25 protein-coding genes are annotated in these 25,228 nt (G+C 70.4%); 11 read left to right on the top strand and 14 right to left on the bottom strand.

Going from position 1 to position 25,228, the window contains the following annotated elements; translation table 11 throughout:
• Positions 1 to 7: 7 nt before the first annotated feature.
• From BKA15_RS16460 to pknB, 4 genes are all read left to right on the top strand, one after another.
• Positions 8 to 1,576 carry a protein phosphatase 2C domain-containing protein gene (locus tag BKA15_RS16460; RefSeq protein ID WP_179752521.1) on the top strand — a complete coding sequence of 523 codons (1,569 nt, stop codon included), beginning with the start codon at positions 8 to 10 and terminating at the stop codon, positions 1,574 to 1,576.
• A 16-nt stretch (positions 1,577 to 1,592) separates the two neighbouring features.
• Positions 1,593 to 2,996, top strand: coding sequence for an FtsW/RodA/SpoVE family cell cycle protein (locus BKA15_RS16465; RefSeq protein WP_179752523.1), 1,404 nt, complete (start codon positions 1,593 to 1,595; stop codon positions 2,994 to 2,996).
• Positions 2,996 to 4,441 (top strand): peptidoglycan D,D-transpeptidase FtsI family protein, encoded by a 1,446-nt coding sequence (locus BKA15_RS16470; protein ID WP_179752525.1) that lies wholly within the window; start codon positions 2,996 to 2,998, stop codon positions 4,439 to 4,441. The genes BKA15_RS16465 and BKA15_RS16470 overlap by 1 nt, the downstream gene beginning before the upstream one ends.
• Positions 4,442 to 4,520: 79 nt before the next feature.
• Positions 4,521 to 6,506 carry a Stk1 family PASTA domain-containing Ser/Thr kinase gene (gene pknB / locus BKA15_RS16475; RefSeq protein ID WP_218871380.1) on the top strand — a complete coding sequence of 662 codons (1,986 nt, stop codon included), beginning with the start codon at positions 4,521 to 4,523 and terminating at the stop codon, positions 6,504 to 6,506.
• Between the two features lie 4 nt (positions 6,507 to 6,510).
• On the opposite strand, the gene BKA15_RS16480 is transcribed toward pknB, so the two are convergent.
• Together BKA15_RS16480 and BKA15_RS16485 are read right to left on the bottom strand one after the other, a co-directional pair.
• Complete coding sequence (locus BKA15_RS16480; protein WP_179752527.1) at positions 6,511 to 7,236, bottom strand: hypothetical protein; 726 nt, start codon at positions 7,234 to 7,236, stop codon at positions 6,511 to 6,513.
• 69 nt (positions 7,237 to 7,305) lie between these two features.
• A complete protein-coding gene (locus BKA15_RS16485; RefSeq protein ID WP_179752530.1) occupies positions 7,306 to 7,974 on the bottom strand; it encodes an alpha-ketoglutarate-dependent dioxygenase AlkB in 669 nt (222 codons plus the stop codon).
• 96 nt (positions 7,975 to 8,070) lie between these two features.
• On the opposite strand from BKA15_RS16485, the gene BKA15_RS16490 reads away from it, so the two are divergent.
• Complete coding sequence (locus tag BKA15_RS16490; RefSeq protein WP_179752532.1) at positions 8,071 to 8,505, top strand: GNAT family N-acetyltransferase; 435 nt, start codon at positions 8,071 to 8,073, stop codon at positions 8,503 to 8,505.
• Between the two features lie 12 nt (positions 8,506 to 8,517).
• On the opposite strand, the gene BKA15_RS16495 is transcribed toward BKA15_RS16490, so the two are convergent.
• Positions 8,518 to 9,153, bottom strand: coding sequence for an aminodeoxychorismate/anthranilate synthase component II (locus BKA15_RS16495; RefSeq protein ID WP_179752534.1), 636 nt, complete (start codon positions 9,151 to 9,153; stop codon positions 8,518 to 8,520).
• A gap of 44 nt (positions 9,154 to 9,197) precedes the next feature.
• The gene (locus BKA15_RS16500) at positions 9,198 to 10,019 is read right to left on the bottom strand and encodes a DUF881 domain-containing protein (RefSeq protein WP_179752536.1); all 822 of its coding nucleotides are present in this window, start codon (positions 10,017 to 10,019) and stop codon (positions 9,198 to 9,200) included.
• Between the two features lie 105 nt (positions 10,020 to 10,124).
• Here BKA15_RS16500 and BKA15_RS16505 point away from each other — a divergent pair, with 105 nt between their 5' ends.
• The 4 genes from BKA15_RS16505 (at position 10,125) to BKA15_RS16520 (ending at position 13,630) form a co-directional block, all read left to right on the top strand.
• On the top strand, positions 10,125 to 10,403 hold the full coding sequence (locus tag BKA15_RS16505; RefSeq protein WP_312879070.1) for a cell division protein CrgA: 279 nt from the start codon (positions 10,125 to 10,127) through the stop codon (positions 10,401 to 10,403).
• A gap of 286 nt (positions 10,404 to 10,689) precedes the next feature.
• Complete coding sequence (locus BKA15_RS16510; RefSeq protein WP_179752540.1) at positions 10,690 to 12,039, top strand: MATE family efflux transporter; 1,350 nt, start codon at positions 10,690 to 10,692, stop codon at positions 12,037 to 12,039.
• Between the two features lie 124 nt (positions 12,040 to 12,163).
• Positions 12,164 to 13,321 carry a hypothetical protein gene (locus BKA15_RS16515; RefSeq protein WP_179752542.1) on the top strand — a complete coding sequence of 386 codons (1,158 nt, stop codon included), beginning with the start codon at positions 12,164 to 12,166 and terminating at the stop codon, positions 13,319 to 13,321.
• Between the two features lie 141 nt (positions 13,322 to 13,462).
• Positions 13,463 to 13,630 (top strand): hypothetical protein, encoded by a 168-nt coding sequence (locus BKA15_RS16520; protein WP_179752544.1) that lies wholly within the window; start codon positions 13,463 to 13,465, stop codon positions 13,628 to 13,630.
• 60 nt (positions 13,631 to 13,690) lie between these two features.
• On the opposite strand, the gene BKA15_RS16525 is transcribed toward BKA15_RS16520, so the two are convergent.
• Complete coding sequence (locus BKA15_RS16525) at positions 13,691 to 14,122, bottom strand: MarR family winged helix-turn-helix transcriptional regulator (RefSeq protein WP_179752546.1); 432 nt, start codon at positions 14,120 to 14,122, stop codon at positions 13,691 to 13,693.
• Positions 14,123 to 14,173: 51 nt separating this feature from the next.
• Between BKA15_RS16525 and BKA15_RS16530 the strand changes: the two genes are divergently transcribed.
• Positions 14,174 to 14,773, top strand: a complete 600-nt coding sequence (locus BKA15_RS16530; RefSeq protein WP_179752547.1) for a TIGR03086 family metal-binding protein — start codon at positions 14,174 to 14,176, stop codon at positions 14,771 to 14,773.
• A gap of 735 nt (positions 14,774 to 15,508) precedes the next feature.
• A complete protein-coding gene (locus tag BKA15_RS16535; RefSeq protein WP_179752549.1) occupies positions 15,509 to 16,168 on the top strand; it encodes a hypothetical protein in 660 nt (219 codons plus the stop codon).
• A gap of 1 nt (position 16,169) precedes the next feature.
• Here BKA15_RS16535 and BKA15_RS16540 read toward each other — a convergent pair whose 3' ends face one another.
• From BKA15_RS16540 to BKA15_RS16580, 9 genes are all read right to left on the bottom strand, one after another.
• Positions 16,170 to 16,820 carry a response regulator gene (locus BKA15_RS16540; RefSeq protein ID WP_179752551.1) on the bottom strand — a complete coding sequence of 217 codons (651 nt, stop codon included), beginning with the start codon at positions 16,818 to 16,820 and terminating at the stop codon, positions 16,170 to 16,172.
• Positions 16,817 to 17,971 carry a sensor histidine kinase gene (locus BKA15_RS16545; RefSeq protein ID WP_179752553.1) on the bottom strand — a complete coding sequence of 385 codons (1,155 nt, stop codon included), beginning with the start codon at positions 17,969 to 17,971 and terminating at the stop codon, positions 16,817 to 16,819. The genes BKA15_RS16540 and BKA15_RS16545 overlap by 4 nt, the downstream gene beginning before the upstream one ends.
• A gap of 2 nt (positions 17,972 to 17,973) precedes the next feature.
• On the bottom strand, positions 17,974 to 18,885 hold the full coding sequence (locus BKA15_RS16550) for a hypothetical protein (RefSeq protein ID WP_179752555.1): 912 nt from the start codon (positions 18,883 to 18,885) through the stop codon (positions 17,974 to 17,976).
• Between the two features lie 143 nt (positions 18,886 to 19,028).
• A complete protein-coding gene (rplI, locus tag BKA15_RS16555) occupies positions 19,029 to 19,478 on the bottom strand; it encodes a 50S ribosomal protein L9 (protein ID WP_179752557.1) in 450 nt (149 codons plus the stop codon).
• Between the two features lie 19 nt (positions 19,479 to 19,497).
• The gene (gene rpsR / locus BKA15_RS16560; protein WP_179752559.1) at positions 19,498 to 19,734 is read right to left on the bottom strand and encodes a 30S ribosomal protein S18; all 237 of its coding nucleotides are present in this window, start codon (positions 19,732 to 19,734) and stop codon (positions 19,498 to 19,500) included.
• Between the two features lie 77 nt (positions 19,735 to 19,811).
• Entirely contained in the window at positions 19,812 to 20,369 is a 558-nt protein-coding gene (locus BKA15_RS16565; RefSeq protein ID WP_179752561.1) for a single-stranded DNA-binding protein, read from the bottom strand.
• 136 nt (positions 20,370 to 20,505) lie between these two features.
• Entirely contained in the window at positions 20,506 to 20,796 is a 291-nt protein-coding gene (gene rpsF, locus BKA15_RS16570) for a 30S ribosomal protein S6 (protein WP_179752563.1), read from the bottom strand.
• A 411-nt stretch (positions 20,797 to 21,207) separates the two neighbouring features.
• Entirely contained in the window at positions 21,208 to 22,110 is a 903-nt protein-coding gene (locus BKA15_RS16575; protein WP_179752564.1) for a hypothetical protein, read from the bottom strand.
• A 456-nt stretch (positions 22,111 to 22,566) separates the two neighbouring features.
• Complete coding sequence (locus BKA15_RS16580; RefSeq protein ID WP_179752566.1) at positions 22,567 to 25,137, bottom strand: hypothetical protein; 2,571 nt, start codon at positions 25,135 to 25,137, stop codon at positions 22,567 to 22,569.
• Positions 25,138 to 25,228: the final 91 nt, after the last annotated feature.

Below are 25,228 nucleotides of genomic sequence, written 5' to 3' on the forward strand. Positions count from 1 at the left end.
CGCCGCAATGACGCGCAAGCCCACGGACTCGGAGACCACCGCGTCCGCCCGCCGGGCCAAGTCGCCCACCGAGCCCACCGAACCGGTCGATGCGGCCGATCCGGTGGAGCCGGACGAGGACGTCGTCGAGTCGGACCTGCCGACCGAGACGATCGTGCTGCCCGACCTGGCCGAGCAGCCGGCGACGGAGCCGGCGGAACCGTACGGGCTCCGCTACGTCGCGCACTCCGAGATCGGCCTGATCCGGAAGAACAACCAGGATTCCGGGTACGTCAGCCCGCGGCTGCTGCTGGTCGCGGACGGGATGGGCGGGGCCGCCGCCGGTGATCTTGCTTCGGCGATCGCCGTCGATTCGGTACGGCATGCCGACGCCGAGGTCCAGCCGGAGCGCGAGCTGACCGCCTTGGCCGAGGCGATCCGGGCCGCCAACGACCGGATCTCCGACTTCATCGCCGCCGACTTCTCGCTGGAGGGCATGGGCACCACGGTCACCGGCGGGCTGTTCGACGGGCACTCACTGGCCCTGGCCCACATCGGCGACAGCCGCGCCTACCTGTTCCGCGACGGCGCCCTGGAACGGCTCACCCATGATCACAGCTGGGTGCAGTCGCTGGTCGACGAGGGCAAGATCAGCGAGGCGGAGGCGGCGGTCCATCCGCACCGCTCCCTGCTGGTCAAGGTGTTGAACGGTCAGCCGGCCGCCGACCCGGACCTGACCACGGTCGAACTGCGGCTCGGTGATCGACTGCTGCTCTGCAGTGACGGGCTGTGCGGCCTGGTCGAAGATGATCAACTCGCGATCGCATTGGCCGAGCCGGATCTGCACACCAGCATGGAGCGGATGGTCGAGGCTGCGCTGACCGAGGGCGGCATCGACAACATCACCGTGGTGGTCGCCGACGTCGTGGACAGCGACCCGGACGACCGGGTGCTGGTCCTGGGCGCCGCCGCGGAACGTGAGATCCCGGCGATCCCGCCGCGCCCGGACCGGGCGGAGCGCGACTTCGGTGACGAAGATGATCTTGTCGACCCGATGTCGGAGGACGCCGTCGAGGCCGACGACAGCGACGACGAGGCCCGCTACGCACCGCAGGCGCCGAGCCGGCGCCGGCTGCTTCGTCCCTTGATCGGGATCCTCGCCCTGGTGGTGCTGCTGGCCGGCGCGGTCGCCGCCGGCTACGCCTGGACCCGGACCCAGTTCTTCGTCGGCGCCGCCGATGATCAGGTGGCGATCTTCCAGGGCCTGCCGGACCCGGTGCCCGGCCTCTCCCTCTCCACCGTGTACGAGGTGCAGCCGCTGGCCCTGTCCGCGCTGCCGTCGGCGTACCAGGACCAGGTGCGATCCAACATCGAGGTGGCCGATCTGACCGCCGCGCGGCAGACCGTGGCGCGGTTGAGCGAGGCGGCCGGGCAGGGCAAGACGGAGGACCCGGAGCCGCCGACCACGCCGCCCAACGGCACGCCGTCGGCCACTCCGTCGAGCAGCGCGCCGCCCGCGTCGCCGCCCGCCTCGTCATCGTGCAAGACGCCGGGCGGGACGGCCTCCCCCAACGCTGGACCGGGGCAGCCATGCTGACCCGGGCTCCCGACCGATGAGTGCGGCGGCACCGGCCCAAACCGTCGTCCCGCGGAAGCGGCGCGGCGTCGAGTTGATGCTGATCATCCTCGCGCTGGGGATCGGGATCGGCGGCTATGCGATGGTCGACTACAACATCAACGGCCGGCTGGACGACTTCTTCGCCGTCCACGCCGGGGTGCTGGCCGTGCTCGCCGTCGCCGCTCACGTGGTGGTGCGCTGGCGGCTGCCGTACGCGGACCCCGTGATCCTGCCCTGCGGCATCGTTCTGAACGGGCTCGGGCTGGCCGTGATCCACCGGATCGACCTGGCCAACGACCCGCCGATCTTCGGCGCCCGGACCCAGCTGATCTGGACCGCGATCGGGCTGATCCTCTTCATCCTGTGCGCGGTGATCATCCGTGATCACCGGCCGCTGCAGGGCTTCACGTACACGTTGTTCCTGGTCGGCCTGATCCTGTTGCTGCTGCCGCTGGTGCCAGGGCTGGGCCGCGAGGTGTACGGCGCGCAGATCTGGATCGGTATCGGACCGTACTCGTTCCAACCGGCCGAGGCGGCCAAGATCCTGCTGTCGTTGGCGTTCGCGTCCTATCTGGTGGAGAAGCGGGACGTGCTGGCGCTGGCCGGCTGGCGGGTCGTCGGGCTCGATCTGCCGCGGCTTCGTGATCTTGGTCCGATCCTGCTGATGTGGCTGGTCAGCCTGGCGATCTTGATCTTCCAGCGCGACCTGGGCACCTCACTGCTGTTCTTCGGCCTGTTCGTGATGATGTTGTACGTGTCCACCGAGCGGGCCGGCTGGCCGGTGCTCGGCACCCTCCTGTTCGCCGGCGGCGCCTGGCTCGGGTACCTCAACTTCAACCACGTGAAGATCCGGGTCAGCTCCTGGCTGGACCCGTTCTCCAACTACGACCAGAACTACCAGGTGATCGTGGCCCAGTTCGGGATGGCCTGGGGCGGGCTGCTCGGCACCGGGCTCGGGCTCGGCCGGCCGGGGCTGGTGCCGCTGGCCCGGAGCGATTTCATCTCTGCGGCGGTCGGCGAGGAACTGGGCCTGACCGGGTTGATGGCGGTGATCATGATCTACGGGCTGATCGTCGCTCGCGGCCTGCGGACCGCGCTGCAGTGCCGGGAGCCGTTCGGCAAGCTGCTCGCCGCCGGTCTCTCGTTCGCCTTTGCGCTGCAGGTGTTCACGATCATCGGCGGCGTCACCCGGCTGGTCCCGCTGACCGGCCTGACCACGCCGTTCATGTCGCAGGGCGGGTCGTCGATGGTCTGCAACTGGATCGTGCTCGGCCTGTTGATGATCATTTCGCATCAGGTACGCAAGCCGGTGCCGACCATCGCCGAGCGCGGCTCGGACGACGAGACCACGCAGCTGATTCCGCTGGCACCGGCCGGCGGCGGGGCGGTGCTGCGCTGATGAACAAGCCGATCCGCCGGGTCGCCGTGGTGGCCATGATCATGTTCGCGCTGCTGCTGGCGAACGGGTCCTATGCGGCGATGTTCCGTACCCAGGAACTCAACGAGAACCCGCGGAACCGACGGGCCCGGGACGCCGAGTTCGCCCAGGACCGCGGAGCGATCGTGGCCGGCGACGAGAACAAGACGGTGCTGGCCGAGACCACCGAGGTCAGGGACCGGTTCAAGTACCAGCGCACCTATCCGGACGGCGAGCTGTACGCGGCGCTGACCGGCTACTACTCCTACGATCATGCCCGGACCGGCCTGGAGAACAGCTACAACACCGAGCTGGCCGGCACCGACGACTCGCTGTTCGTCCGGCGACTGATCGACATGATCACGAACCGGACCCCGCAGGGCGCCAGCATCGAGACGACGATCCTGCCCGAGGTGCAGCAGGCGGCCGCCGAGGCGCTGGACGGCCAGAAGGGCGCGGTCGTCGCCCTCGACCCGAAGACGGGCGCCGTGCTGGGGCTGGTCACCAGTCCGACGTTCGACCCGAACGAGATCGCCAGCCACGACATCAGCAAGGCCGACAAGGCGTACCAGGAACTCAACGCGGACAAGCAGCGGCCGCTGTCCAACCGGGCCGCTCGCGAGATCTACCCGCCCGGCTCGACGTTCAAGCTGGTCACCGCGGCCGCCGCGTTGGAGGCCGGCCTGAAGCCGGACAGCAAGGTGGCCTCGCCGGACAAGCTGCGGCTGCCCGGCACCCAGACCGATCTCGGCAACGACTCGAACTGTGGCGGCACCCAGATCACCATCAGCCAGGCGCTGAACGTGTCCTGCAACACGGCGTTCGCGAACCTCGGCCTGCAACTGGGGCAGGACAAGCTGCGGGCGCAGGCGCAGAAGTTCGGGTTCAACCAGCGCCATCTGTCCGATCTGGGCGCCGCGGCGAGCCAGTTCCCGGACGATCTGAACGGGGCAGAGCTGGCGCTCAGCTCGATCGGCCAGTTCGACGTCGCGGCCAGCCCGCTGCAGATGGCGATGGTCACCGCCGCCATCGCGAACGACGGGGTGCTGATGGACCCGTACCTGGTCAACACGGTGCGCGGTCCGGACTTGCAGCCGATCAGCACGCACAGGCCGACCGAGGTCGGCGCGACGATGAGCCCGGAGAACGCGCGGCTGCTGAAGCAGATGATGGTCGGCGTGGTCACCGACGGCACCGGCGGCCGGGCCGCGATCGACGGCTTCACGGTCGGCGGCAAGACCGGAACCGCGCAGTCGGACCCGAAGCGGAAACCTTTCGCCTGGTTCACGTCGTTCGCCGAGGTGGACGGCAAGCAGGTCGCGGTCGCGGTGATGATCGAGGACGCGGACATCGAACGGAACGACATCAGTGGCGGCCGACTGGCCGCTCCTATCGCGAGAGACGTGATGAAGGCGGCTCTCGCATGACCACGTCCAGGGTGACGGCGCTGAATAGCGCTGCGGCTCCCGGTTGGCCAGAATGGCACGGGGTCGAGAAAGGATTGCGATGACAGGCGACCAAGGGATGGTCGGCGGGCGCTACCAGATGGAGGGTCTGCTGGGGCGTGGCGGCATGGCCGAGGTCTGGCGTGCCGTCGACACCCGGCTCGGCCGACCGGTGGCGGTGAAGCAACTGCGGGCCGATCTGGCCACAGATCCCACCTTCCAGGCCAGGTTCCGGCGCGAGGCACAGTCCGCGGCCGGCCTGAACCATCCCACCATCGTCGCCGTGTACGACACCGGCGAGGAGCCGGATCCGCACACCGGCGTCTCGGTGCCGTACATCGTGATGGAGCTGGTCGAGGGCCAGACCCTGCGCGACGTGCTGCGGGACGGGCGCAAGATCCTGCCCGAGCGGGCGTTGGAGCTGACCCAGGGTGTGCTGGACGCGCTGAGCTACAGCCACAAGGCCGGGATCATCCACCGCGACATCAAGCCGGCCAACGTGATGCTGACCCGGACCGGTCAGGTCAAGGTGATGGACTTCGGCATCGCCCGCGCGGTCGCCGACACGTCGGCCACGATGACGCAGACCGCGGCCGTGATCGGCACCGCGCAGTATCTGTCGCCGGAGCAGGCCCGCGGCGAGACCGTGGACGCCCGCAGCGACATCTACTCGGCCGGCTGCCTGCTGTTCGAGCTGCTGGTCGGCCGGCCGCCGTTCGTCGGCGAGTCGCCGGTCAGCGTCGCGTACCAGCACGTCCGCGAGATGCCGATGGCGCCGAGCGAGCTGGACCCGGTGATCACGCCGGACATCGACGCGATCACGCTGAAGGCGCTGGCCAAGAGCCCCGATGACCGTTACCAGTCGGCGCGTGAGATGTGGCGCGACATCGCCCGGGTGCTGTCCGGGCAGCAGGCGACCGCCGTCGTGCCGCCGGTGCCGACCGCTGACGACAACGCGACCCGGGTGGTCCCACCGGTGCCCGTCGTCCCGGCCTACCAGGCGGAGGCCGAGCCGGACCCCGAGGACGACTGGGACGACGAGGACGACCGGCCGAAGAACCGGGCCGGCCTGATCGTCTTCATCGTCGGCCTGGCGGTGCTGCTGGTCGCCGGCGGCGCGTTCGCGTTCTACCAGATGTCCCTGGCTGGGCAGAATCCGGTGAACTCGCCGACTCCGTCGGTCTCGCCGACTCCGTCCGTGGTGATGGTCAAGGTGCCGCGGGTGATCGGCTACAACAAGGAGGCGGCCGAGAGCCAGCTGGCCAACGCCGGGCTCAAGGTGGACGCACGGACCGTCAACGGCAAGGACGACGCCACCGTCAACACGGTGGTCAAGCAGAACCCGGAGGACGGAGAGGTCCCCGAGGGTACGGTGATCAAGCTCGACATCAACGTCGGCCCGAAGCAGGTGCAGATCCCGGACGACCTGCTCGGCAAGCACGTCGACGACGTCCGCGAGGAACTCGAGGACCTCGACTTCGAGGTCGAGACCGTGGACGCCACCGAGGAGGACCTGGACGACAACGAGGGCGACGTGCTGGCGATCGAGCCGAGGGAGGGCTCGACCCAACCGGCCGGCAGCAAGGTGAGGCTGACCGTCGCCACCGGGAAGTCCGAGGTGCCGCGGCTGATCGGCAGCACCGTCGACCGAGCGAAGGAACTCGCGGACGAGCGCGGCTTCGAGATCGTCTGGAAGACCAAGGAGGACCCCGACGCCACGCCGGACACCGTGGTCGAGCAGGATCCCGAAGAGGGCACCATGCTCAAGCGTGGCTCGAAGATCACCGCCTACCGCGCGGTGGCGCCTGAACCGGATCCGGACCCGACTTCTTCGTCACCGCCGCCGTCGAGCAGCCCGCCGCCGACCGGGTCGTTCGGCCCGCCGACCAACTCGCAGTCCCCGCCGGGAGGCGGTGACGCCGACGCCGACGACGACGGCGAGGGCAACGCCAACGCCAACGGCGGCGGCAACGCCAACGGGAACGGCAACGCGAACGGGAACAACAACGGCTTCTTCGGCTGGTTCGGCTGGCGCTACGGCGGCTGATCGGTCAGCCGCGGCGCCGCTCGCCGAGATAGCGGAGGCCCTGTTTCATCCAGGTCCGTGGGTTGGTGTCGAGGTGGCGAGTCCAGGGGGCTGGCCGGACTTCGCCGCGCGACCAGGACCAGTAGGCGAGTGCGTAGCCGTACGCCCGCTCGGTGAGGTAGCCGAGCGACGATGTCCGCCAGCCCGACGGTGACGAGCTGAACTCGAACGCGGCGTTCGCGCTGAAGATGCCGAACCCGAAGAAGATCGTGGTCAGGTCGGTCAGCGGTTCGCCGTCGCGCCGCTCCGGGTCGATCCGGTCCTCTCCGAGCAGGCGCTCGTGGGCGAGTTCGTGGGCCAGGGTCGCGACCAGCGAGATCGGCTGCCGGGCCTGATCGAGCCGGACCGTGATCACCGTCCGGCCGTCCCGGCGGCTCCAATGACCGGCCGCGCCGTTCGATTCGAAAGCGAGCGGGACGGTCGCCAGCAACTCCGGGTCCAGCTCCTCCGGTTCGTACTCCAGCACGATCCGGTCCGCCGGCACGCCGAGGTGCTGCCGGACCCGGTCGAACACGGCCGCGATCGACGACTCGTCCGCGGTGTAGTCGGCCGGGAAGAAGGTCCGCTCCGGCAACACCGGCGGCCGCCGCAGCGGCTCGCTGCCGAACTCTCCGACCAGCCAGTCCGACGACTCCTCGATCCAGGCCTGCTCCTCCGGAGTCACCGGGCAACTCGGCGTGAACGGCCACATCGGCGTCCTCCTCGGCGGATCCTGCGAGCGGGCCCGCCGCCCGCCGACCTCACCGTAAGCCGCCGGACCTCACCGTACGCCGCGGGGCCGGAACTGGATGCTGATCCGGGGTCCGACCGGGCGGGCGGTCTTGGGGATCGCGTGCTCCCAGGTCCGCTGGCAGCTGCCGCCCATCACGATCAGGTCGCCCGGCGCCAGGCTCTTCCGGATCGTCACGCCGCCGCCGCGCGGTCGCAGCAGCAGCGAGCGGGCCGAGCCGACCGAGAGGATCGCCACCATCGTGTCCTCGTTCCGGCCGCGGCCGATCGTGTCGCCGTGCCAGGCCACCGAATCGCGGCCGTCCCGGTAGAGGCAGAGGCCGGCGGTCCGGAACGGCTCGCCCAGCTCCTGCGCGTAATGGGCCGACAAGGCGTCCCGCGCCTCCGTCAGCACCGGATGCGGCAGCTCGTCGCGTTCGTCGTAGAAGCAGAGCAGCCGGGGCACGTCGACCACCCGCTCATACATCTGGCGACGCTCCGCGTACCACGGGACGTCGGTGACCAGGCTCCGGTAGAGCAGGTCGGCGCCGCTCAGCCAGCCGGGCAGCACGTCGACCCAGGCGCCGCGGCCCAGGTCCTCGCGGGTGATCAGCCCGAGCAGCGGGGTCAGCCCGATCGTCCCCTCGTCGAACAGGGATCCCTGAATCGGCTCCGGCTCCCAGTTGCGCGGGTCCGGAGCGAGTGCCTGTTGTCCAGCCATGGTTGCAGCATAGCGGAAGATTCGCTACTGTGTTCGATATTCACCCGGGTGCGGCCGGACCTTTCACTGAGCAGTTCGTCCTGTGAGGATTCGGGAGTGACCTATGAGTTCGATGACGACCCGGCACGGCTCGACGCCGACGCGATCTGGGCCTATCTCTCCACCGACGCGTACTGGGGCCGCTGGCGGACCCGGGCGGACTTCGACCGGCAGCTCGCCACCGCGTGGCGCGTCGTCGGGGGGTACGTCAGCCACACCGGAGCCCAGGTGGCGTTCGCCCGCGCCGTCTCCGACGGAGTGTCGGACGCCTACCTCGCCGACGTCTACGTGCACCCGGACCATCGCGGCCAAGGACTCGGCCGCCGCCTCGTCTCGACGATGGTGGACAACGGGCCGGGCGCCCGGTTCCGCTGGACGCTCGCCACCAAGGACGCGCACGAGCTCTACCGTTCGTACGGCTTCGCCGAGCCGGACGAGACCTTCATGGTCCGGCCGGCGGCCCCGGAGCGACGGCTGCCGGATTCTCTCTGAGGCCTGCGCGGTTCAGTGCGCAGACATCAGCGGAGCCAGGCCGACCGCACGCGCGGGCGCCCCCGTGTCACCGCAGACCGCGAGCCAGTTGGCCAGCAGTTGGTAGCCGCCCTCGGTGAGCACCGACTCCGGATGGAACTGCACGGCCTCGACCGCCAGCTCGCGGTGCCGGACGGCCATGATCACGTTCTCGTCGGTCCGCGCGGTCACCTCGAGGACGTCCGGCAGCGTCTCCGGCATGATCGCCAGCGAGTGGTAACGCGTCGCGGTGAACGGTGACGGCAACCCGGCCAGCACACCGGCGCCGTCGTGCAGCACGCTCGACGTCTTGCCGTGCAGCAGTTCGGGAGCCCGGTCGACGACGCCGCTGTACGCGACGCCGATCGCCTGCAGGCCCAGGCAGACGCCGAAGATCGGCAGCCGCCCGCCGTATTCGGTGACCAGCCGGACGCACACTCCGGCCTGTTCGGGCACGCCCGGGCCGGGCGACAGCAGGATGCCGGCGAACTCGGCCGCGAAGTCCGGATCGTCGAAGCGACGGTCGTCGTTACGCCAGACCTCGACCTCGGCCCCGATCTGAGCGAGGTACTGCACGAGGTTGTAGACGAAGGAGTCGTAGTTGTCGACGACGAGGATCTTCACGGGCACCGGACCATTGTGCCCCGTGGGCCGGGCTGCTGCCCACGGCGGGATCAGCGGGTTCCCGGGGTCCGGGTGTCGCCGCCGAGCGAGCGGGCGTAGCGGAGTTCGGTGCCGGGGTAGGCCGGGAACTTCGCGTTGGCGTCGAAGCCCGTCCGGTAGACGAGACCGTACGCGTCGACGTAACGCTGGAAGACGTTCACGAACTCGGAGTTCGCCAGGCCCTCCTCCAGCCGCCGACGGTCGCCGATCGCCTTGATCTCGTACGGCGGAGCGTACGGAATGCCGTGCAGCACGACCGTGTTGCCGACGCACTTGATCCCTGTCGTCGAGATCACCCGCTGACCCTGGATCGTCATGGCCTCGGCCCCGGACTGCCAGAGGATGTTGACGATCGCCTGGATGTCCTGCTGGTGCACGACGAGCAGGTCGGCGTCGATGCCGTCGGCGGCCACGGTCTCGGGCGCGTCGTCCAGGGTGACCGAGACGGCCGGACCCGCGACCCCTCGCAGCCCGGCGGCATCGGACTGTCGGACCAGTTCGGCGACCCGTTCCGGATCGATCCCGGTCCCCTGCTCCGCCAGTTCGTCGACCTCGCGGCGCAGTTCGTCGGCCCGGCCCCGGAGTTCCTCGCTGTTCCGGGCCTCCGACCGGACCAGCCCGACCAGGTCGGTGTTCCGGTCGGGCCGGAGATCGGTGCCGCGGGCGCTCAACCCACCGACCACGATCATCAGCCCGGCCAGCAGGCAGAGTACGGTCGTCGCGGTGCGTCCGAGCAGCCGCTTCGGGCCGGTGATCTGCTGCCGGTCGCGGGCGCGGCCGAGCACCCGGTTGACCCGGTTCAGCAGGTCTCCGACCGGATGTCGCGACGCCATGCTCCGACAGTAGTGCCCCCGGACGAGGCCCCCGGGCCGTGCCCGGAGAATGGCGCCGGTCCGGGGTCACTGACTACCCTGGGCAGCAACGAGCGAGGAGTACGCGTGCCCGAGTCCAAAACCCGGAAATCCGTCGAGAAGAAGAAGCCGAAGAAGCCGACGGAGCCGAAGCCGACACCGACCAGGCGGGTCAAGCCGCCGAGCAGCCGGCGTTGGGTCCCGCCGACCTTCATCACGGTCGGGTTGCTCGGCGTCGCCTGGCTGATCGTCTACTACGTGGCCGGCCAGAACATCCCGGTGATGTCCGAGCTGGGCAACTGGAACATCCTGATCGGCATGGGCGGCCTGGCCGCCGCCTTCGTCATCGCCACCCTCTGGCGCTGACACCGAGGAATCACACCGGTGTGATTCTCCACAGTTGGGGGTAACCCTGTGGACAACTTCTGCGGGTTCCTGACCTGAGTGGGTCCCCTGCCGCGCAGCGGCGTTCCGCCGGCAGATAGGGAAGAGGCCGGACGGACGTGGGGGCGCGCGGGCAGGGGACCACCAGCACCCATGGTGTCAGCCGCAAGCCCTGACTCACGGTTGATTCCGCTGGCGTGTTCCCTGGTCAGGCGCGATTGGTGAACCCACGGCTCGGCGCCGGGCGACGCCTGGGAGAATGGCGGTGATGCCTCGTTCGCGTCCGGCCGGCTCCCGTGGCCTCGGCCGTCTCCTCTCCAAGCAGGACCGGGAGATCTTCGCGCTGGCCGTACCGGCCTTCGCCACCCTGCTCTCCGAGCCCCTGCTGCTGCTCGCCGACTCCGCGATCGTCGGTCACCTCGGCACCACCCAACTGGCCGGGCTCGGGCTCGCCGCGAACGTGCTCGCCTTCCTTGTCGGGTTGGCGATCTTCCTCGCCTACGGCACCACCGGCACCGTCGCTCGCCGCCTGGGCGCCGGCGACCGGGCCGGCGCGATGACCGGCGGCCTGGACGGCATGGTGCTGGCGGTCCTGCTCGGCGTGCTGCTCTGCGTCGCCCTGCAGCTGGCCATGCCGGCCGTGCTCGGCATCTATCGCGCCGATGCGGAGGTCACGGCCGCGGCCACCAGCTACCTCCGGATCGCCGCCCTCGGGCTGCCGTCGGTACTGCTCGTCCTCGCCAGCACCGGCGTGCTGCGCGGGCTGCACGACACCAAGACGCCGCTCTTCGTCGTGATCGCGACCAATCTGGCCAACATCGGTCTCAACGTGCTGTTCGTGTACGGCCTCGGGTTCGGCATCGCCGGCGCCGCGCTCGGGACCTTGATCGCCCAGACCGGCGCGGCGGTCGTGCTCGCCGTGTTCGTCATCCGAGCGGCCCGGCGGAACGGGGCCCGGCTGCGGTTCCGGCCGCTGGGCATCCTGTCCGCCGCCCGGACCGGGGTCTGGCTGGTGATCCGTACCGCCGCCTTGCAGGCGGGCTACACGATCACCGTGATGGTCGCGGCGACCGGCGGGGCGACCGCGCTGGCCGCGCACCAGGTGGTCGGGTCGCTGTGGACCCTGCTCGCGTTCGCCCTCGACTCGATCGCGATCGCGGCCCAGGCGATCATCGGGACCGCGCTCGGCGCCGGCGATACCGAGCGCGGCCGGGCGGCGATGCGCCGCATGATCGGCTGGGGCGTCGTCTCCGGCATCGCCTTCGGCATCATCGCCCTGGTGGCCCGACCGCTCTATGTCGGGCTGTTCACGCCGGACCCGGAGGTGGTCCGGCTGATCACGGCCGTGCTGGTCGTCGTCGTGATCATCACGCCGATCGCCGGCGTCACGTACGTGCTGGACGGGATTCTCATCGGCGCCGGTGACGGCCGCTACCTGGCCCTGGCCGGCCTGGTCGCGCTGGCCGCGTACCTGCCGCTGGCGTTCCTGGTCGGCAGCAACAGGGCCGGCCTGGTCTGGCTGTGGATCGCCTGGGGCGGCTACATGGCGGCCCGGGTGATCACCCTGCTGGTGCGCGCCCGCGGGACGGCCTGGCTCCGTACCGGCGCGACCGTCTGACGCGACCTCACCCGGTCCGGGCACCGCAGTCCCCCGGACACTCCGGCGGCTCACCCGCGGGGGTGATCCCGCGGCCCGCCGCTCGGCGAGAAGGTCGACTCGAGAACGAGTCGAAGGGGTCACCATGATCAACGAACTGCAGCAGCGCGGCAGGCCGCAGCCGGGACGGTCTGCCCGCGTGACGGACCGGCCGCTGATCTTGCTGGCCGGCCTGGCCGGCCTGTTCTGTACGGTGCTCGCGGCGGTCTGGCTCGCCGTACCCGCGACCAACCTTATGGCCAACACGTCCGGCCAGTTCAACGCCGCACCTTCCTTGCTGAATGGGCTGTTCGGGCCCGCGGCCGCTACCGGCACCCTGCTCGGGACCGGTCTGATCGGCGTCCTCACGGCCGCGATCCTCCTGTTCCGCGGGCCCGGCTCGCTGCCGTCCTCGGTGGTGATCATGATCGGCATCGCGGTGTCCGCGGTGATCGGCATCGGGATCCTCAACGAGACCGCGATCATGATGGCCGGCTATCTGATGGCCCTGGCCGTGGTCGCCGGCAGCGTGCTGCTGGTCGTCCAGCTGGTCCGCAAGTTCAAGATCGGACGCTGGCTCGCGCTGGCCGCGGTCGCGGTGATCGTGTCGATCTTCGCCACCGGACTGATGCCGGCCGAGTCGCTGCTGGTGCTGGCCGGACGGGTCGCCGGACTGGGCGGAAGGCTCGGCGACATCGCGATCGTCTTCGCGCTCGCCGCCACGACCCTGCTCTGGCTGCTGGTCGCCGCGCGCACCGCCCAGCGGAGTCGGCTGCTGGACCGGCCCGCGGCCTGGGTGCTGCGGCACCGCCGGGTGATCACGATCCTGGCCGCGCTCGGCCCGCTGCCGTACTGCCTGATCCGGCTGACCTGGCTGACCCCGTGGCCGTACGGCGGCGCGGAGGGGTTGACGCCCGACACCCGGATCTGGGGTGTGCTGCTCTCGTCCGGCGGCTGGGCCGGCCTCATCCTGACCCTCGGCCTGATCGCGCGGTGGGGCGAGGTGTTCCCGCGCTGGGTGCCCTTCTTTGCGGGGCGCCCGGTCCCGGTCTGGGCGGCAGCCGGCCCCGGCTCCTTCGTCGCCGCGATCCTGCTGGTGTCGGCGATCCCGATGATCCGCGCCTTCGCGACCGAAGGTGTTGTCGACGGCCTGGTCAGCGCAGTGATCTTCCCGTTCTGGTTCTGGGGCCCGATGCTGTCGCTCGCCGTCTGGGGGTACGTCCTGCACCGCCGGACCGAGATGAACGCGCCCACCGCGCAATGAGCACCGTCGAAGCGCCGAGCCCGACCGTGTCCTTGCCCTTCGACAGGCTCAGGAACGGGATCGTCGTCGGGCCCGCGGAGTTCGGCCAGCGACCGGGCCACCCGGAGGTCCGGCGAACTGCGGCAGGAAGCGCGGGCCAGGATGCGCTCACTCCTCTTCCCGCATGATCGCTACCCGAGCACGATCCGAGCCCACCGGCCCTACGCGGTGATCGCCACCAGCCGAACCCGCCGGCCCTCCGGTTCGACCTTCCCGGGTGATCGTGCCACCCTCCAGCACACCGAGCCGGTGGCACCGAACGCGCACTGAGCTTGTCGAAGTGCCGAGCCCGACCCCGCCTGCCCTTGGACAGGCACAAGGAACCGGGTGTCAGCTGGACCGGGTGAGGTCGGCCAGCGACTGGGCCACCCGGAGGAAGGTCCGGCGATCGGCGGCGGGGAGCGGGGCCAGGATGCGCTCCTCTTCCCGCTGGATCGCTGCCTGGGCCCGATCCCGGGCCCGCCGGCCCTTCGCGGTGATGGCCACCAGCCGGACCCGGCGGTCGTCCGGGTCGACGTCCCGGGTGATCATGCCCGCCTCCTGCAGCGCGTCCAGATCCGCAATGATCCGGGTCTTGTCCGCGCCGATCATCTCGGCCAGCGCGGCCTGGGTCCGGACCGGCTCGGAGCCGAGGGTGATCAGGATGGAGTAGCCCCACATGGTGAGGCCGTTCGCCTCGAGGATCGGCCGCTCCATCGCCATTAGCTCACGGACGAACGGAAACAGCATCGCCGCGAGATCGGGCCGATCGCTCATCGCCATGATCCGACGGTACCCTTGAACAAATGATACGCGCATGCTTATGATCTACGCATGCCTACTGATTCCTTGATCGCCCAGCATGCCGTGGCCGCCCGCCGTACCGTGGAACTGGCCGAGCAGGCCACGCCCCAGCAGCTGGACGCCCCGACCCCGTGCGCCGGCTGGAACCTGCGCCAAGTGCTCGACCACATGACCACCGAGAACCTCGGCTTCGCGGCCGCCGCCCGCGGCCGGGGCAACGACCTCGAGCCATGGGCCGGCGACCCGAACCGGGCCGACCCGGTGGCCGACTACGCGGCGGCCACCAAGACGCTGCTCGAGGCGTTCGCCGAGCCCGGCGTGCTGGAGCGCTCGTTCGCCCTGCCGCTGCTGACCCGGGAGCGCGAGTTCCCCGGCGCACAGGCGGTGCTGATGCAGCACGTCGACTCCGTCGTGCACGCCTGGGACCTGGCCCGGACTCTTGACCTGCCGCTCGAGTTCGACGACGAGATCCTGCAGCCGGTGCTCGACCTGTCCGAGCAGATTCCCGACGACGCGTCCCGCACCGCCCCCGGCTCCCCGTTCGGCCCGGCCGTCCCGTACGCCGACGACGCGAGCTCGCTGGACAAGATCGTCGCCCTGCTCGGCCGCTCCCCGTCCTGGCCGAACTGACCCGGGCCTCGCCGATGGTGACAGCGACGGCGCCGACCTGAGCCCTCAACGCGAGCGACTTCCTTTCCTGCGCGTCCCGTCCGGTTCGCACCCGTCAGGCAGGCTGTGGCACGATTTTGCCCTTTGCCGCATTGGGGTACCGGTTCCCCGGCCGTTGAGCGACAGCCAGTGCAATTCTGTGCCACCAGCGGATTGAGGTGCATCGCCGCACCCTCCGCCCACGAGCCGCAACCGATGCCCCGCCGAGGGCGCCGAATCCGCGACTGGCTCACTGACCGGCGAGAGCTCACCTGAAGCGCGCCGGCGTCGGTCGAGTGGTCCAGCCGTCCGTTCTTCGCACCGGCCCAGATCCCTCGCGCAGCGCCGGACTCCGCGGGTCCTCACCCAGACAAGGGATAACGACGCCCACACCAACGGATGCCGGGTCAGCGACCAGACCGTGTTCTCGCCGGAGCCGCCCTCGGTCGCCGTGGCCGGATTGGCCACCTTCGCGGTGATCAACTCCATGGCTCCCGCCCGCCGGGCGGGCGGCGCCCACTTGATCATCCTGGCCGAACCTGCCCCGGCCGCCGTTCCTGAGCCACCGCCCGCATCCAGTAGCCCGGCGGCGGCCGCGCTCGACGTCGTTGATCAAGGCGGGGCCCGTGGTCGACTCGACGCTGCGCCGCCGGCTGCGGTCTCGGACCACCGACGGACCGTGGCCGGGGCCGACTCGAACTCTGACAGGGTGGAGTCGTGCCCACCACCCTGATCTCCGTCATCGGCAGCCCGGGCAGCGGCAAGTCGACGCTCTGCGGCGCGCTGGCCGAGCGGTTCGTCGCGGCGGGCCGCTCGGTTGATCATTTCGCCGAAGAGGACATCCTGACCCGGCCCGCGTTCGCCGATGTGGCGACGGAGTTCGCCGGTGGCGCCGGCAGTGTCCGGCCGGCGACCCTGATCGCGGCCACTCGGCGCTACCTCCGCCAGGCCGAGCTCGACGGCATCGAGGTGTTGATCACCGATGCGCTGCTGCCGTACATCCCCTCCCTGCTGGCCTGGGGCTACGACGAGCCGGCGATCGACGCGATCGTCGCCGAACTCGGCCGGGTGGCGCCGCCGACCGAGGTGATCATCGTCCGGCTGGCCGACGACCCGCGGGCCACCCTGGTCCGCGCGGCCGACCGGGAGGGTCCCGCCTGGCTCGACTGGTACGTGAGCAAGCTGCGGCGCTCGCCCGGAACGGGTCACGTGACGGACCTAGACTCCGCCGCCGACCACCTTCGAGCCGAGGCCGAGCTGACCCGGCGGGCGCTGCGGCGGACCGGCTGGACCATGATCGATCTCGAGGTCGGCGAGCGCGGCCCGGCCGACCTCGCCGATCGTGCCTGGCAGCTCCTTGCGGAGGCAAGCCCTTGAGTCAGGAGGGACGCACGAAGCGGTGCTCGTAGGCCCAGATCACGATGTGGATCCGATCCCGCAGGTCGAGTTTGCGCAGAATGCTCGCGATGTGGGCCTTGACCGTACTGGTGGACACGAACAGCTGTGCCGCGATCTCCGCGTTGCCGGCACCGGTCGCGACCAGGATGACCACCTCGCGCTCCCGTTCGGTCAGTTGAGCGGCCACATCCGGGCCGCCGTGGTCGACCCGATCGGCGAGCAGGTCGAACAGCCGCCGCGCGGTCGCCGGGGCCAGCACCGAACTGCCCTCGTGTACGGACCTGATCGCGGCCAGCAGGTCGGCGGCCGGTGCATCCTTGAGCAGGAAGCCCTGGGCTCCGGCGGTCAGCGCGGCGAGGGCGTACTCGTCGAGGTCGAACGTGGTCAGCACGATGATCTTGGGCGTCGGACCGGGCGCGGCCACCAGCCGGCGGACCACCTCGATGCCGTCCAGGCCGGGCATCCTGATGTCGAGCAGCACCACGTCCGCCGGCGTCTCGGCCAGCTCCCGCAGCGCCTCGGCACCGGAGCCCGCCTGACCGACGACGGTCAGGTCGGGCTGAGCGTTGATCACCATCGCACAGCCGGTCCTGATCAGCTCGGTGTCGTCGACCAGATAGACCTTGATCATGCCGGATCCCTTCCCTGGTACGGAAAGCGCGCCCGCACCCGGAAGCCGCCGCCCGGCTCCGGCCCCGCCTCGACCCGGCCGCCGACCGCCTCGACCCTCGTCCGGAGCCCCACCAGCCCGGTACCGCCGGGCTGTCCCGGGCGCGGCATCGTGTCGGCCTGGTTGTGCACCGACACGACCAGTTCATGATCATGCCAGGCGAGCTCGACGGTGGCCCGCGCCGCCGGACCGGCGTGCTTGATCACGTTGGTCAGGCCCTCCTGCACCACCCGGTACGCGGCCAGTTCGGCCCCGTCGCCCAGCCGCCGGGGACGGCCACTGCTGGTCTCCTCGACGGTCAGGCCCGCGTCGCGGGTCCGGCGCAGCAGGTCCGGCAGCCCGTCCAAGCGGGGCACCGGGCCGAGGTGGCCGTCCCGCCCGCCGAGCACGCCGACCAGGGCCCGCAGCTCGCCGAGCGCGGCCCGGCCGGTGTCCTCGATCGCGCCGAGCGCGGCCCGGGCGGCCGGTGGGTCGTGGCCGATCGCGAACCCGGCGCCGCGCGCCTGGGCCACGATCACCGCCAGCGAGTGGCCGACAATGTCGTGGAACTCGGTCGCGATCCGGTCGCGTTCCCGGGCCGCGGCACGGTCGGCCAGCAACGCCGTCTGCTCCAGCCGGGACCGGCGATAGGCGCCGATCAGCCAGGCCGCCACCATGATCACCGCGAGCAGGCCGGCGACGAGCCAGGCGGTCGGGCCGGCCAGTCCGGGGGCCGGCTGGACGATCGCCCGCAACCCGATCAAGGCCGGGCCGAGCACCGCCGCCCCGGCCGCGACGAGCGACCGACGGGCCGGACTGCGGGTGCTGAAGTCGCACAGCGCGAGCGGCAGCAACAGTACCGAGGGCAACAACAGGAAGTACGGGCTGCCGGCCGCCATGAGCACCACCCCCACGGCGACCATGATCAACGCGAGCACCGGTGACCGGCGCCGCCACAGGGGCGCGGCATGGCCGGCCAGCAGGCCGGCCGCCATCACCAGGCCGGCCGGCCACGGCACCGAGACGACCATGATCACCAGCGACGGGATCCCGAGCAGTAGGGCCAGCGCGGCGGTGATCACGAGATCCCAGGCCGCCGGGTGCCGGTCCGGCCAGGACGACCAGCGGTTCATGATCAGGCCCGGTTCCGGCGGCGGCAGTTACGGGTCGCGATCACCAGGAAGACACCGAGCGCCGCCCAGCTCCCGTACAGAACTGCGGTCATCCAGCTGGCGCCCGCGAACGCCCCGACAGCGGCGGGACGCGGTCCGCCCAGGCCGTAGTTGATCATGCCGAAGACGGGCAGCAGGCCCTGGTTCAGGGTGACCAGACTCACCAGCCAGCCGGAGGCGACCAGGCCGGCCTGCAGGAGCCTGGTCCGCATGCCGCGCATGAGCAGCAACGATAGCGCCACGCCGCCGACCAGGATCACCGACTCGGCGGCCGGAAAGCCCTCCGGATAGGGGTTCGGCCGGGCGAACGTACCGCCGAGGAACCAGTAGAACTTCACCCCTGGATAGACCAGGGCGAGCCCGGCGGCCACCAGCGCCGCCCAGCGCGCCGGCTCCCGGTCCGCAGGCCGGGCGGCGTCGGCGCGCAGCATGATCAGGGCGGTCGGAACCATGGCCGCGGCGGCCGCGATTCGGCCCGCCGCGCCGCGCCAGTCGACCAGCCCGAACTCGCCGGCCGGGATGCCGGTGAACCAGAAGAACGCCCGGAATAGGTCGAGCACCACACCGGCGGAGGCCCAGAGGAGCAGGACGACCGTCCCGCCGCCCGCCGCCAGCGTGGCACGGCCGGTCGGGCGTCGCTGCCGTACCAGCAAGGTCAGGAACCCGGCCGTGACCGCCGTCAGCGAGACCCAGGCCGGAGTCGCGTAGCCGTAGTGGGAGGCGTAGTCGTGCTCCGGGCTGAGCGCCGGCAACCAGGGCCGCAGCAGCGCGGTGGCGGCCACGGCGAGGTAGCCGATCAGGCCCAGTGCGGACAGGCGCCGGCTCAGCGGCCGGGTCGCTCGATTCAGCGAGGGAGGGGTCTGCAGGGTTGTCATGCGTTCAGCCTCGCCACCCGCACGCGCCGCCACATCGGCCGCGCGGCCAGCGGCGTTGGCCACGCGGCCAGTTCACTCCGGGCCCCGGGAACGACAACGGCCCCGCACCCTGACCGGGTGCGGGGCCGCTGCGGTGCTTCGGTTCAGCTAGCCGCGACGACCGTGACCGGCAGATGCGCGGTGACGGCGTCGTGCAGCTTCACGCCGACGGTGTGCGCGCCGACGGTCTTGATCGGCTTGCCGATCTCGACGGTCCGCTTGTCCACCGCGGGACCGCCGGACTTCTTGATCGCGCTGACGACGTCAGCGGCCGTAATCGCGCCGAACAGCTTGCCGGTGTCGCCGGCCCGCCGCTCGAGCTGAACGGTCAGGCCCTCGATCTGGGCCCGGACCTCCTGGGCGTGGTCGAGGCCACGGATCTCCCGGGCGTCCCGGCTCCGCTTGATGCCCTCGATCTGCTTCTCGCCACCCTTGGTCCAACGGATCGCGAAGTTGCGCGGGATCAGGTAGTTCCGGCCGTAGCCGTCCTTCACCTCGACGATGTCGCCGGCAACCCCGAGGTTGTCCACGGCGGCAGTCAGAATGAGCTTCATCTGGTCAGACTCCTTCGACTCAGCGCGCCGTCGAGGCGTACGGCAGCAGGGCCACCTCGCGGGCGTTCTTGATCGCGATCGCGACCTTGCGCTGCTCCTGGACACTCAGTCCGGTCACCCGCCGGGCGCGGATCTTGCCACGCTCGGAGATGAACTTGCGCAGGGTGTTGACGTCCTTGTAGTCGATGTTCTGGCCGGCCTTCAGCGGGTTCGACTTCTTCTTCGGCTTGCGCTGAACAGGCGGTGATGTGGCCATTGTGGTGCTCTCCTTTACTGAGCCCGGCCAGGGCCTGTCTCCCCGGCCGGAATGTGCCTGTGAATAGTGGGAATGGATCAGAACGGGGGTTCGTCGCTCTGCGGCGACGCCCACGGATCGCCGCCGCCGGACGGCTGGCCGCCGCGCGGCGCTGCCGGGGCACCGGTGGCCCACGGGTCCTCGCCGCCGGTGTTGCCGCCGTAGCCGCCGCCACCGCCGCTGTTGCTGCTGTAACCGCCTCCGCCGCCGCCACCCTGGCGACCCTGACCGGCAGGGTTCCGGGTCACCTTGGCCGAGGCGTACCGCAAAGCGGGACCGATCTCGTCGACGTCGATCTCGAAGACGGTGCGCCGCTCACCCTCGCGAGTGTCGTACGTCCGCGACTTCAGACGTCCCTGGACGATCACGCGCATGCCCTTCTGCAGCGACTCGGCGACGTTCTCCGCCGCCTGCCGCCAGACGGCGCAGTTGAGGAACATCGCCTCGCCGTCTCGCCACTCGCCGGTCTGCCGGTCGAACGTGCGCGGCGTGGACGCGACGGTGAAGTTGGCCACCGCCGCACCCGAGGGGGTGAAGCGAAGCTCCGGGTCGGCGGTGAGGTTGCCGACGAGCGTGATCTGGGTTTCGCCTGCCATCGTTGAGGTCTCCGTCAAGCTAGTACGGTCTGCGGTCGGTCACCAGGGTGCCAGCATCGACTGACATCGGCACCTCTGCGGCCGCAATCTTGTGGACAAGTCCCCCGACCGTCATCGCGGGTACGTGCCCGGACGCTCAGTGCAGTTCGGGCCGGATGACCTTGGTCCGCATGACCGTTTCGTTGATCGAGAACTGACGGGTCAGCTCCTTCACGTCGTCCGGGGCCGCGGTCAGGTCGATCACCGCGTAGATGCCTTCGGACTTCTTCCGGATGTCGTACGCCAGCCGGCGACGGCCCCAGATGTCAAGATTCTCGACCGATCCGCCACCGTTGGTGATGATCTTCAGGTACTGCTCGAGCGTCGGCTGAACGGAACGCTCTTCAGTATCGGGGTCGAGGATGACCATGATCTCGTACTTGCGCATGCGCGAACTCCACCTCCTCTGGTCTCAGCGGCCACGGGACGGCCCCGTGGCAGGAGGGCGAATGCAGCGAGCCACTCGTTCCGCGAGCAGCCCGCACGGCGGCGCCGAAGCGACACCGACCCCGCAGACTACCCGCCCGTCCCCACTCCGCGCCAATCCGCGCCGCCCCGCACCTATCCGGGACTGTTGCACCGATCCGCGACTGATGCAGCGGTCGCATATGAGTGGAACGGTCGCGGATCTCGGCGGGTCCACGGGTTGCCAAGCTCAGTCCCGAACCGGCCCCGAGACGCGCGATCGCACCCGAGCCCAAGCGCAACCGCGACCGTTACGTCTATCCGCGACCGCTGCAGCAGTCGCGGATGAGTGGAACGGTCGCGGATGCGGGGTTTGGGGCCCGTGGGCGCCGAGTCAGGTCCTGGCGCGGGCGAAGGCTCGGCGGACGCGGGCGGTGAGGTCGGCAGGACGGGAGAGGTCGGCCCAGATCAGCCGGACGACCTCCCACCCGAGGTCGCGCAATGCGTCCTCGCGGAGCTTCTCGGCCACGATGATGTCCGAGCTCGTCTCGCCCGGCTTCAGCAGCCGGCCGTACTTGATCAGCCCGTCGAACTCGCCGAGGGTCCGCTGTTCCGGCCAGGCATAGTCACACCGAGCGACGAACTCACCGCGCTCGTCGTACACCTCGTACTGCAGAGTCGGCGGCGGCAGACCCGCCACAGCCATGACGAACCGACCTTCCGACTCGCCCACGCTCTCGCTCCGCCCGTCGGCGAAATCCAACACCCGACGAGCCCGGCCGATCCCGGTGCATCTGCCGAGTCTGCCGACCGCGGCCGCGGCCTGCTCCACCGTCATGCCGTAGGCAAGTGCAGCGTCGGCCACGGACACCGCGCGACGCTCCGGCAGTCGGCGGGCCACATCGACGGCGGTACGGGCGAGCGTCGTCACGGGACGCCCATCGAGGACCTCCCGATCCGCGTCCGTCAGCGGTACCGCGTGAAGATGGACGGCCTTCCTGACGTAGCCACCCGACCTGCCGTGCCGACTCAGCTCGACCCGGTCCAGCGTGTTCCTCACGATCGGCAATCCGTGCAGCGCCGCAGCCGAGAGGTGACTGACGACCACATCGGTCCTGCTCAGTCGCAGCGTCGCGTCGATCAGCTGTCGGTGCCGCTCCCGTTCATCTTCAGGCTCGTCGGTCACGTATCCACCACGCCGGATCCGGATCAGCTCCCGCCGCCGGACCAGCCGCGCGATCTCCGAGGGTCGAAACCCGGCTGCGACCAACTGCCGCGCCATCACAACCTCGCTCACCCTTCGAACTCCACCACCCCACCGCACCGTCGCCACCGCCGCAGAGAATCTGTGGATACGCGAAATTGGCTGCGGCCAACTGTGGACAACCGCTCGATCGCCACATCCGCGACCGTTCCTCGCACCCGCGACCATGCAACATTCGCGGAACGGAGGAACGGTCGCGACTGCGGAGCGGAGGCGACGACGATCGCGGGAGGGCCGGCGGCCGGAGGCGGAGCCGCTCCCCGCTGACAATCCGCGACCGTTCCACGCAAATGCGACCGGTGCAACGGTCGCGGATCGGAGGAACGGTCGCGGATGCGGAACGGAGGCGGCGACGATCGCGGGAGGGCCCGGCGGCCGGAGGCGGAGCCCGCTCCCCGCTGACCAATCCGCGACCGTTCCACGCACCCGCGACCAATGCAACAGTCGCGGATCGGAGGAACGGTCGCGGAGGCGGAGCTCAGGATGGGGTTAGGTGGTGGCACGGGCTTGGGGGCCGCCGGTGAACTGGTCGCTCGTGACCAGGTGGTACGGCTGGTTCGCGAGATCGGGCTTGAAGCCGGGGTGGACGGTGACGCCCTGCTCGGCTTGGTCGACGGTGAAGAAGTACATCAGCGGGTACGTCGACGCGGTGTAGGCGGCCGGGATGGTGCCCTGGTAGCCGCCGTTCGCGGGCTCCAGGTCGACCTGCTCGAAGGACTCGGCCTGATTGACGTGCCGGTAGTTCAGCCGGACGGCGGTCACCCCGGGGTCGGCCTGCACAGAAATGACCAGGTGCTCGCCCCGCGCGTACGTCTTCGGCGGCTCATGGCGCAGCCCGGTCCGGGCAGGCCGGAGCGGATGCTCGAGCGGGGCCGGCTCGTCGGCGGTGATGTGGTCGGGTCCGGTGGCCTCGGCCAGTTCGGCCTCCATCGAGATGACGTCCTGCTCCAGCGCCGGCAGCCGGTCGGCCCAGTGGCCGTGCTCGTTGCGTTCCGGGCCGAAGCGCAGGTCGATCGTGTAGACGCCGTCGACGATCGGCAGGATCTCGGCGTACGCGCGCAGGGCCGCCCGGTGCTGGTCGACGGCCCGCCGCAGCGAGCCGACGTTGCCGGTCCGGCGCCACACCGCATAGTCGGCGGCGGAGCGGAACTTGCCGGCGAAGTAGCGGCCCAACCGGTGCTGGACCTCCAGGTCGACCAGGGCCCGGCGCAGCTGCGGCGACGGGTCGGCCACGGAGCGCAGCGATTCCAACGGCCCGGCCGCAGCGTCGGTCATGCCGTCGAGCCACCCGGCCACCTCCGCCGGGGTGTGGCGGCCGTCCAGCCGCCCGGCCGCCAGGTCGTCCGCGTACTGGTCGATCACGTAGAACTGGGTCGGGTCGAACGGGCTGACGGTGCCCCAGCACGGCGGGTCGTCGGTGTCGCGGTAGTGCCCGGGATGGACCCCGTCGGTGACCGGCAGATTCGTGTAGACCTCGGGCCAGTAGCCGTTGTTGGAGCCGCCGACGCCGTGCACGACGGTGATCAACGGCAGGATCCGGCTGAGCGGGGCCAGCGCGTCCGCCACAGCGCCGGCGGCGTCCCCGTACGCCTCGCGCAGATGGCCCACCCACTCGTCGGCCGGCGCGTCCGGGTTGTAGAGCAGCCGGCCCCAGAGCAGATAGGTGTACCGGTACTTGGTCCAGTCCTGCAGCCCGAGTTTCAACTCCGGATCGACGTACAGCTCACGGCCGCCGGGCCGGCCGGATCCCTTGCGCCCCTTGAAGAACAGCGGCTCACAGACGTCCACGCCGCGGGCGCCGGCGAAGGTGGACAGCCGCCCGTAGCCGGCCGCGAGCGCCGGGTCGCCCCAGAGCAGCACCTTCTGGGTGCCCGGCCAGACCCGGAAGATCAAATCCGCCTGGCGATCTTCGTTGAGGAAGTCGCCGTACCCATAGCGGGTGAACCGGCGGGAGAACTCGGTGATCGCCGTCATCTCCTTGCCCGGCGGCACCGGCTTGGCCTCCTCCCGCCGGCGGATCGACGTCTGGTGGTACGGCAGCCCCTGGTGCTCCGCCCAATACTTGGCGGACAGCACCGGGTGCAGCGTGGGCTGGTCGACCGCATCCAGCAGAGCTTGATCAACTCCCTTGGCGTGCAGGTCGACCTCGAGCTCCCGCCCGGTCGCCGCCAGCGCGTCGAACACCGTGCCCCAGAACGCCTCATGGCCTTGATCATGAATCCCGCCCTCGTAATGCACCCGGAACGTGAACCCGCTCAGTTCCGGCACCTCGGCCACCAGCCGGGTGATCGCCGCGGCACAGTAGTCGGCGTGGGTCTCCGGGGTGAGGCCGGTGATCGGGAATCGGTGCTCGGAGTCGCGGCCGTAGTCGTACGCGTGGTTCCACAGGCCGAGCTGGAACTTCAGGCCGCGCCGGGTCGCCTCGGCCGCGACGAACTTGATCATCTCCAGGTTGGCCCGCCGCTCCTCCGCCGAGACCCCTTCCGCCTTGACGTCCCAGCCGTCCACGTCGAACAGGAACGGGTAGGCGAAGCAGAGGTAGTTGTCGGTCGCGCCGTGCCGGTCAGCACCGTAGTTGTACTGCATGCCGAGGGCCAGGTGGAACCGGCTGAACCGGCACCGGGCGATCCAGTCCAGGTAATCGGTCCAGAACTGTCGATCATGGAACCAGGGCAGGTCCTCGTCGACGCTGGAGAAGGACCGCATGATCCCCCGCGTCGGTACGGCAGCGACGGCCCGCCGCCCGTCCAAATGACCGATCGCCGCATCCAGCGAGCCGTCCAGGGCGACCTGGTCGGCCAGCCCGATCAGCGCGTACGAAGCTCCGACGGCCGAGCCGGCCCGGACGGTCAACCGGCCGTCGCCGGCCTCGTAGGCGAAGTCCTCCGGACCTTGATCATCCGCCGCGACCACTCGCACCGCCGGGTCGTCGCCCGCGGTGATCAACTCCGCTCCGCTCCGGGCCAGCTGATCGGCGAGGATCCCGCCGGCCCAGTCGACCGGTGGTCCGGCGACCGAGCCGTCGACCTCGAGAACGACCGGTGTGGGACGGGTTTCCATGATCAGGACTCCTTCGGTTCCGGCAGCGCCAGGAGCTGCGCGCTGTCGACAGTGATCACCCCGCCCACCACTCAGCGGCCCTGAACCTGAG

Source organism: Microlunatus parietis (genome assembly GCF_013407955.1).
GTDB classification, from domain to species: domain Bacteria; phylum Actinomycetota; class Actinomycetes; order Propionibacteriales; family Propionibacteriaceae; genus Microlunatus; species Microlunatus parietis.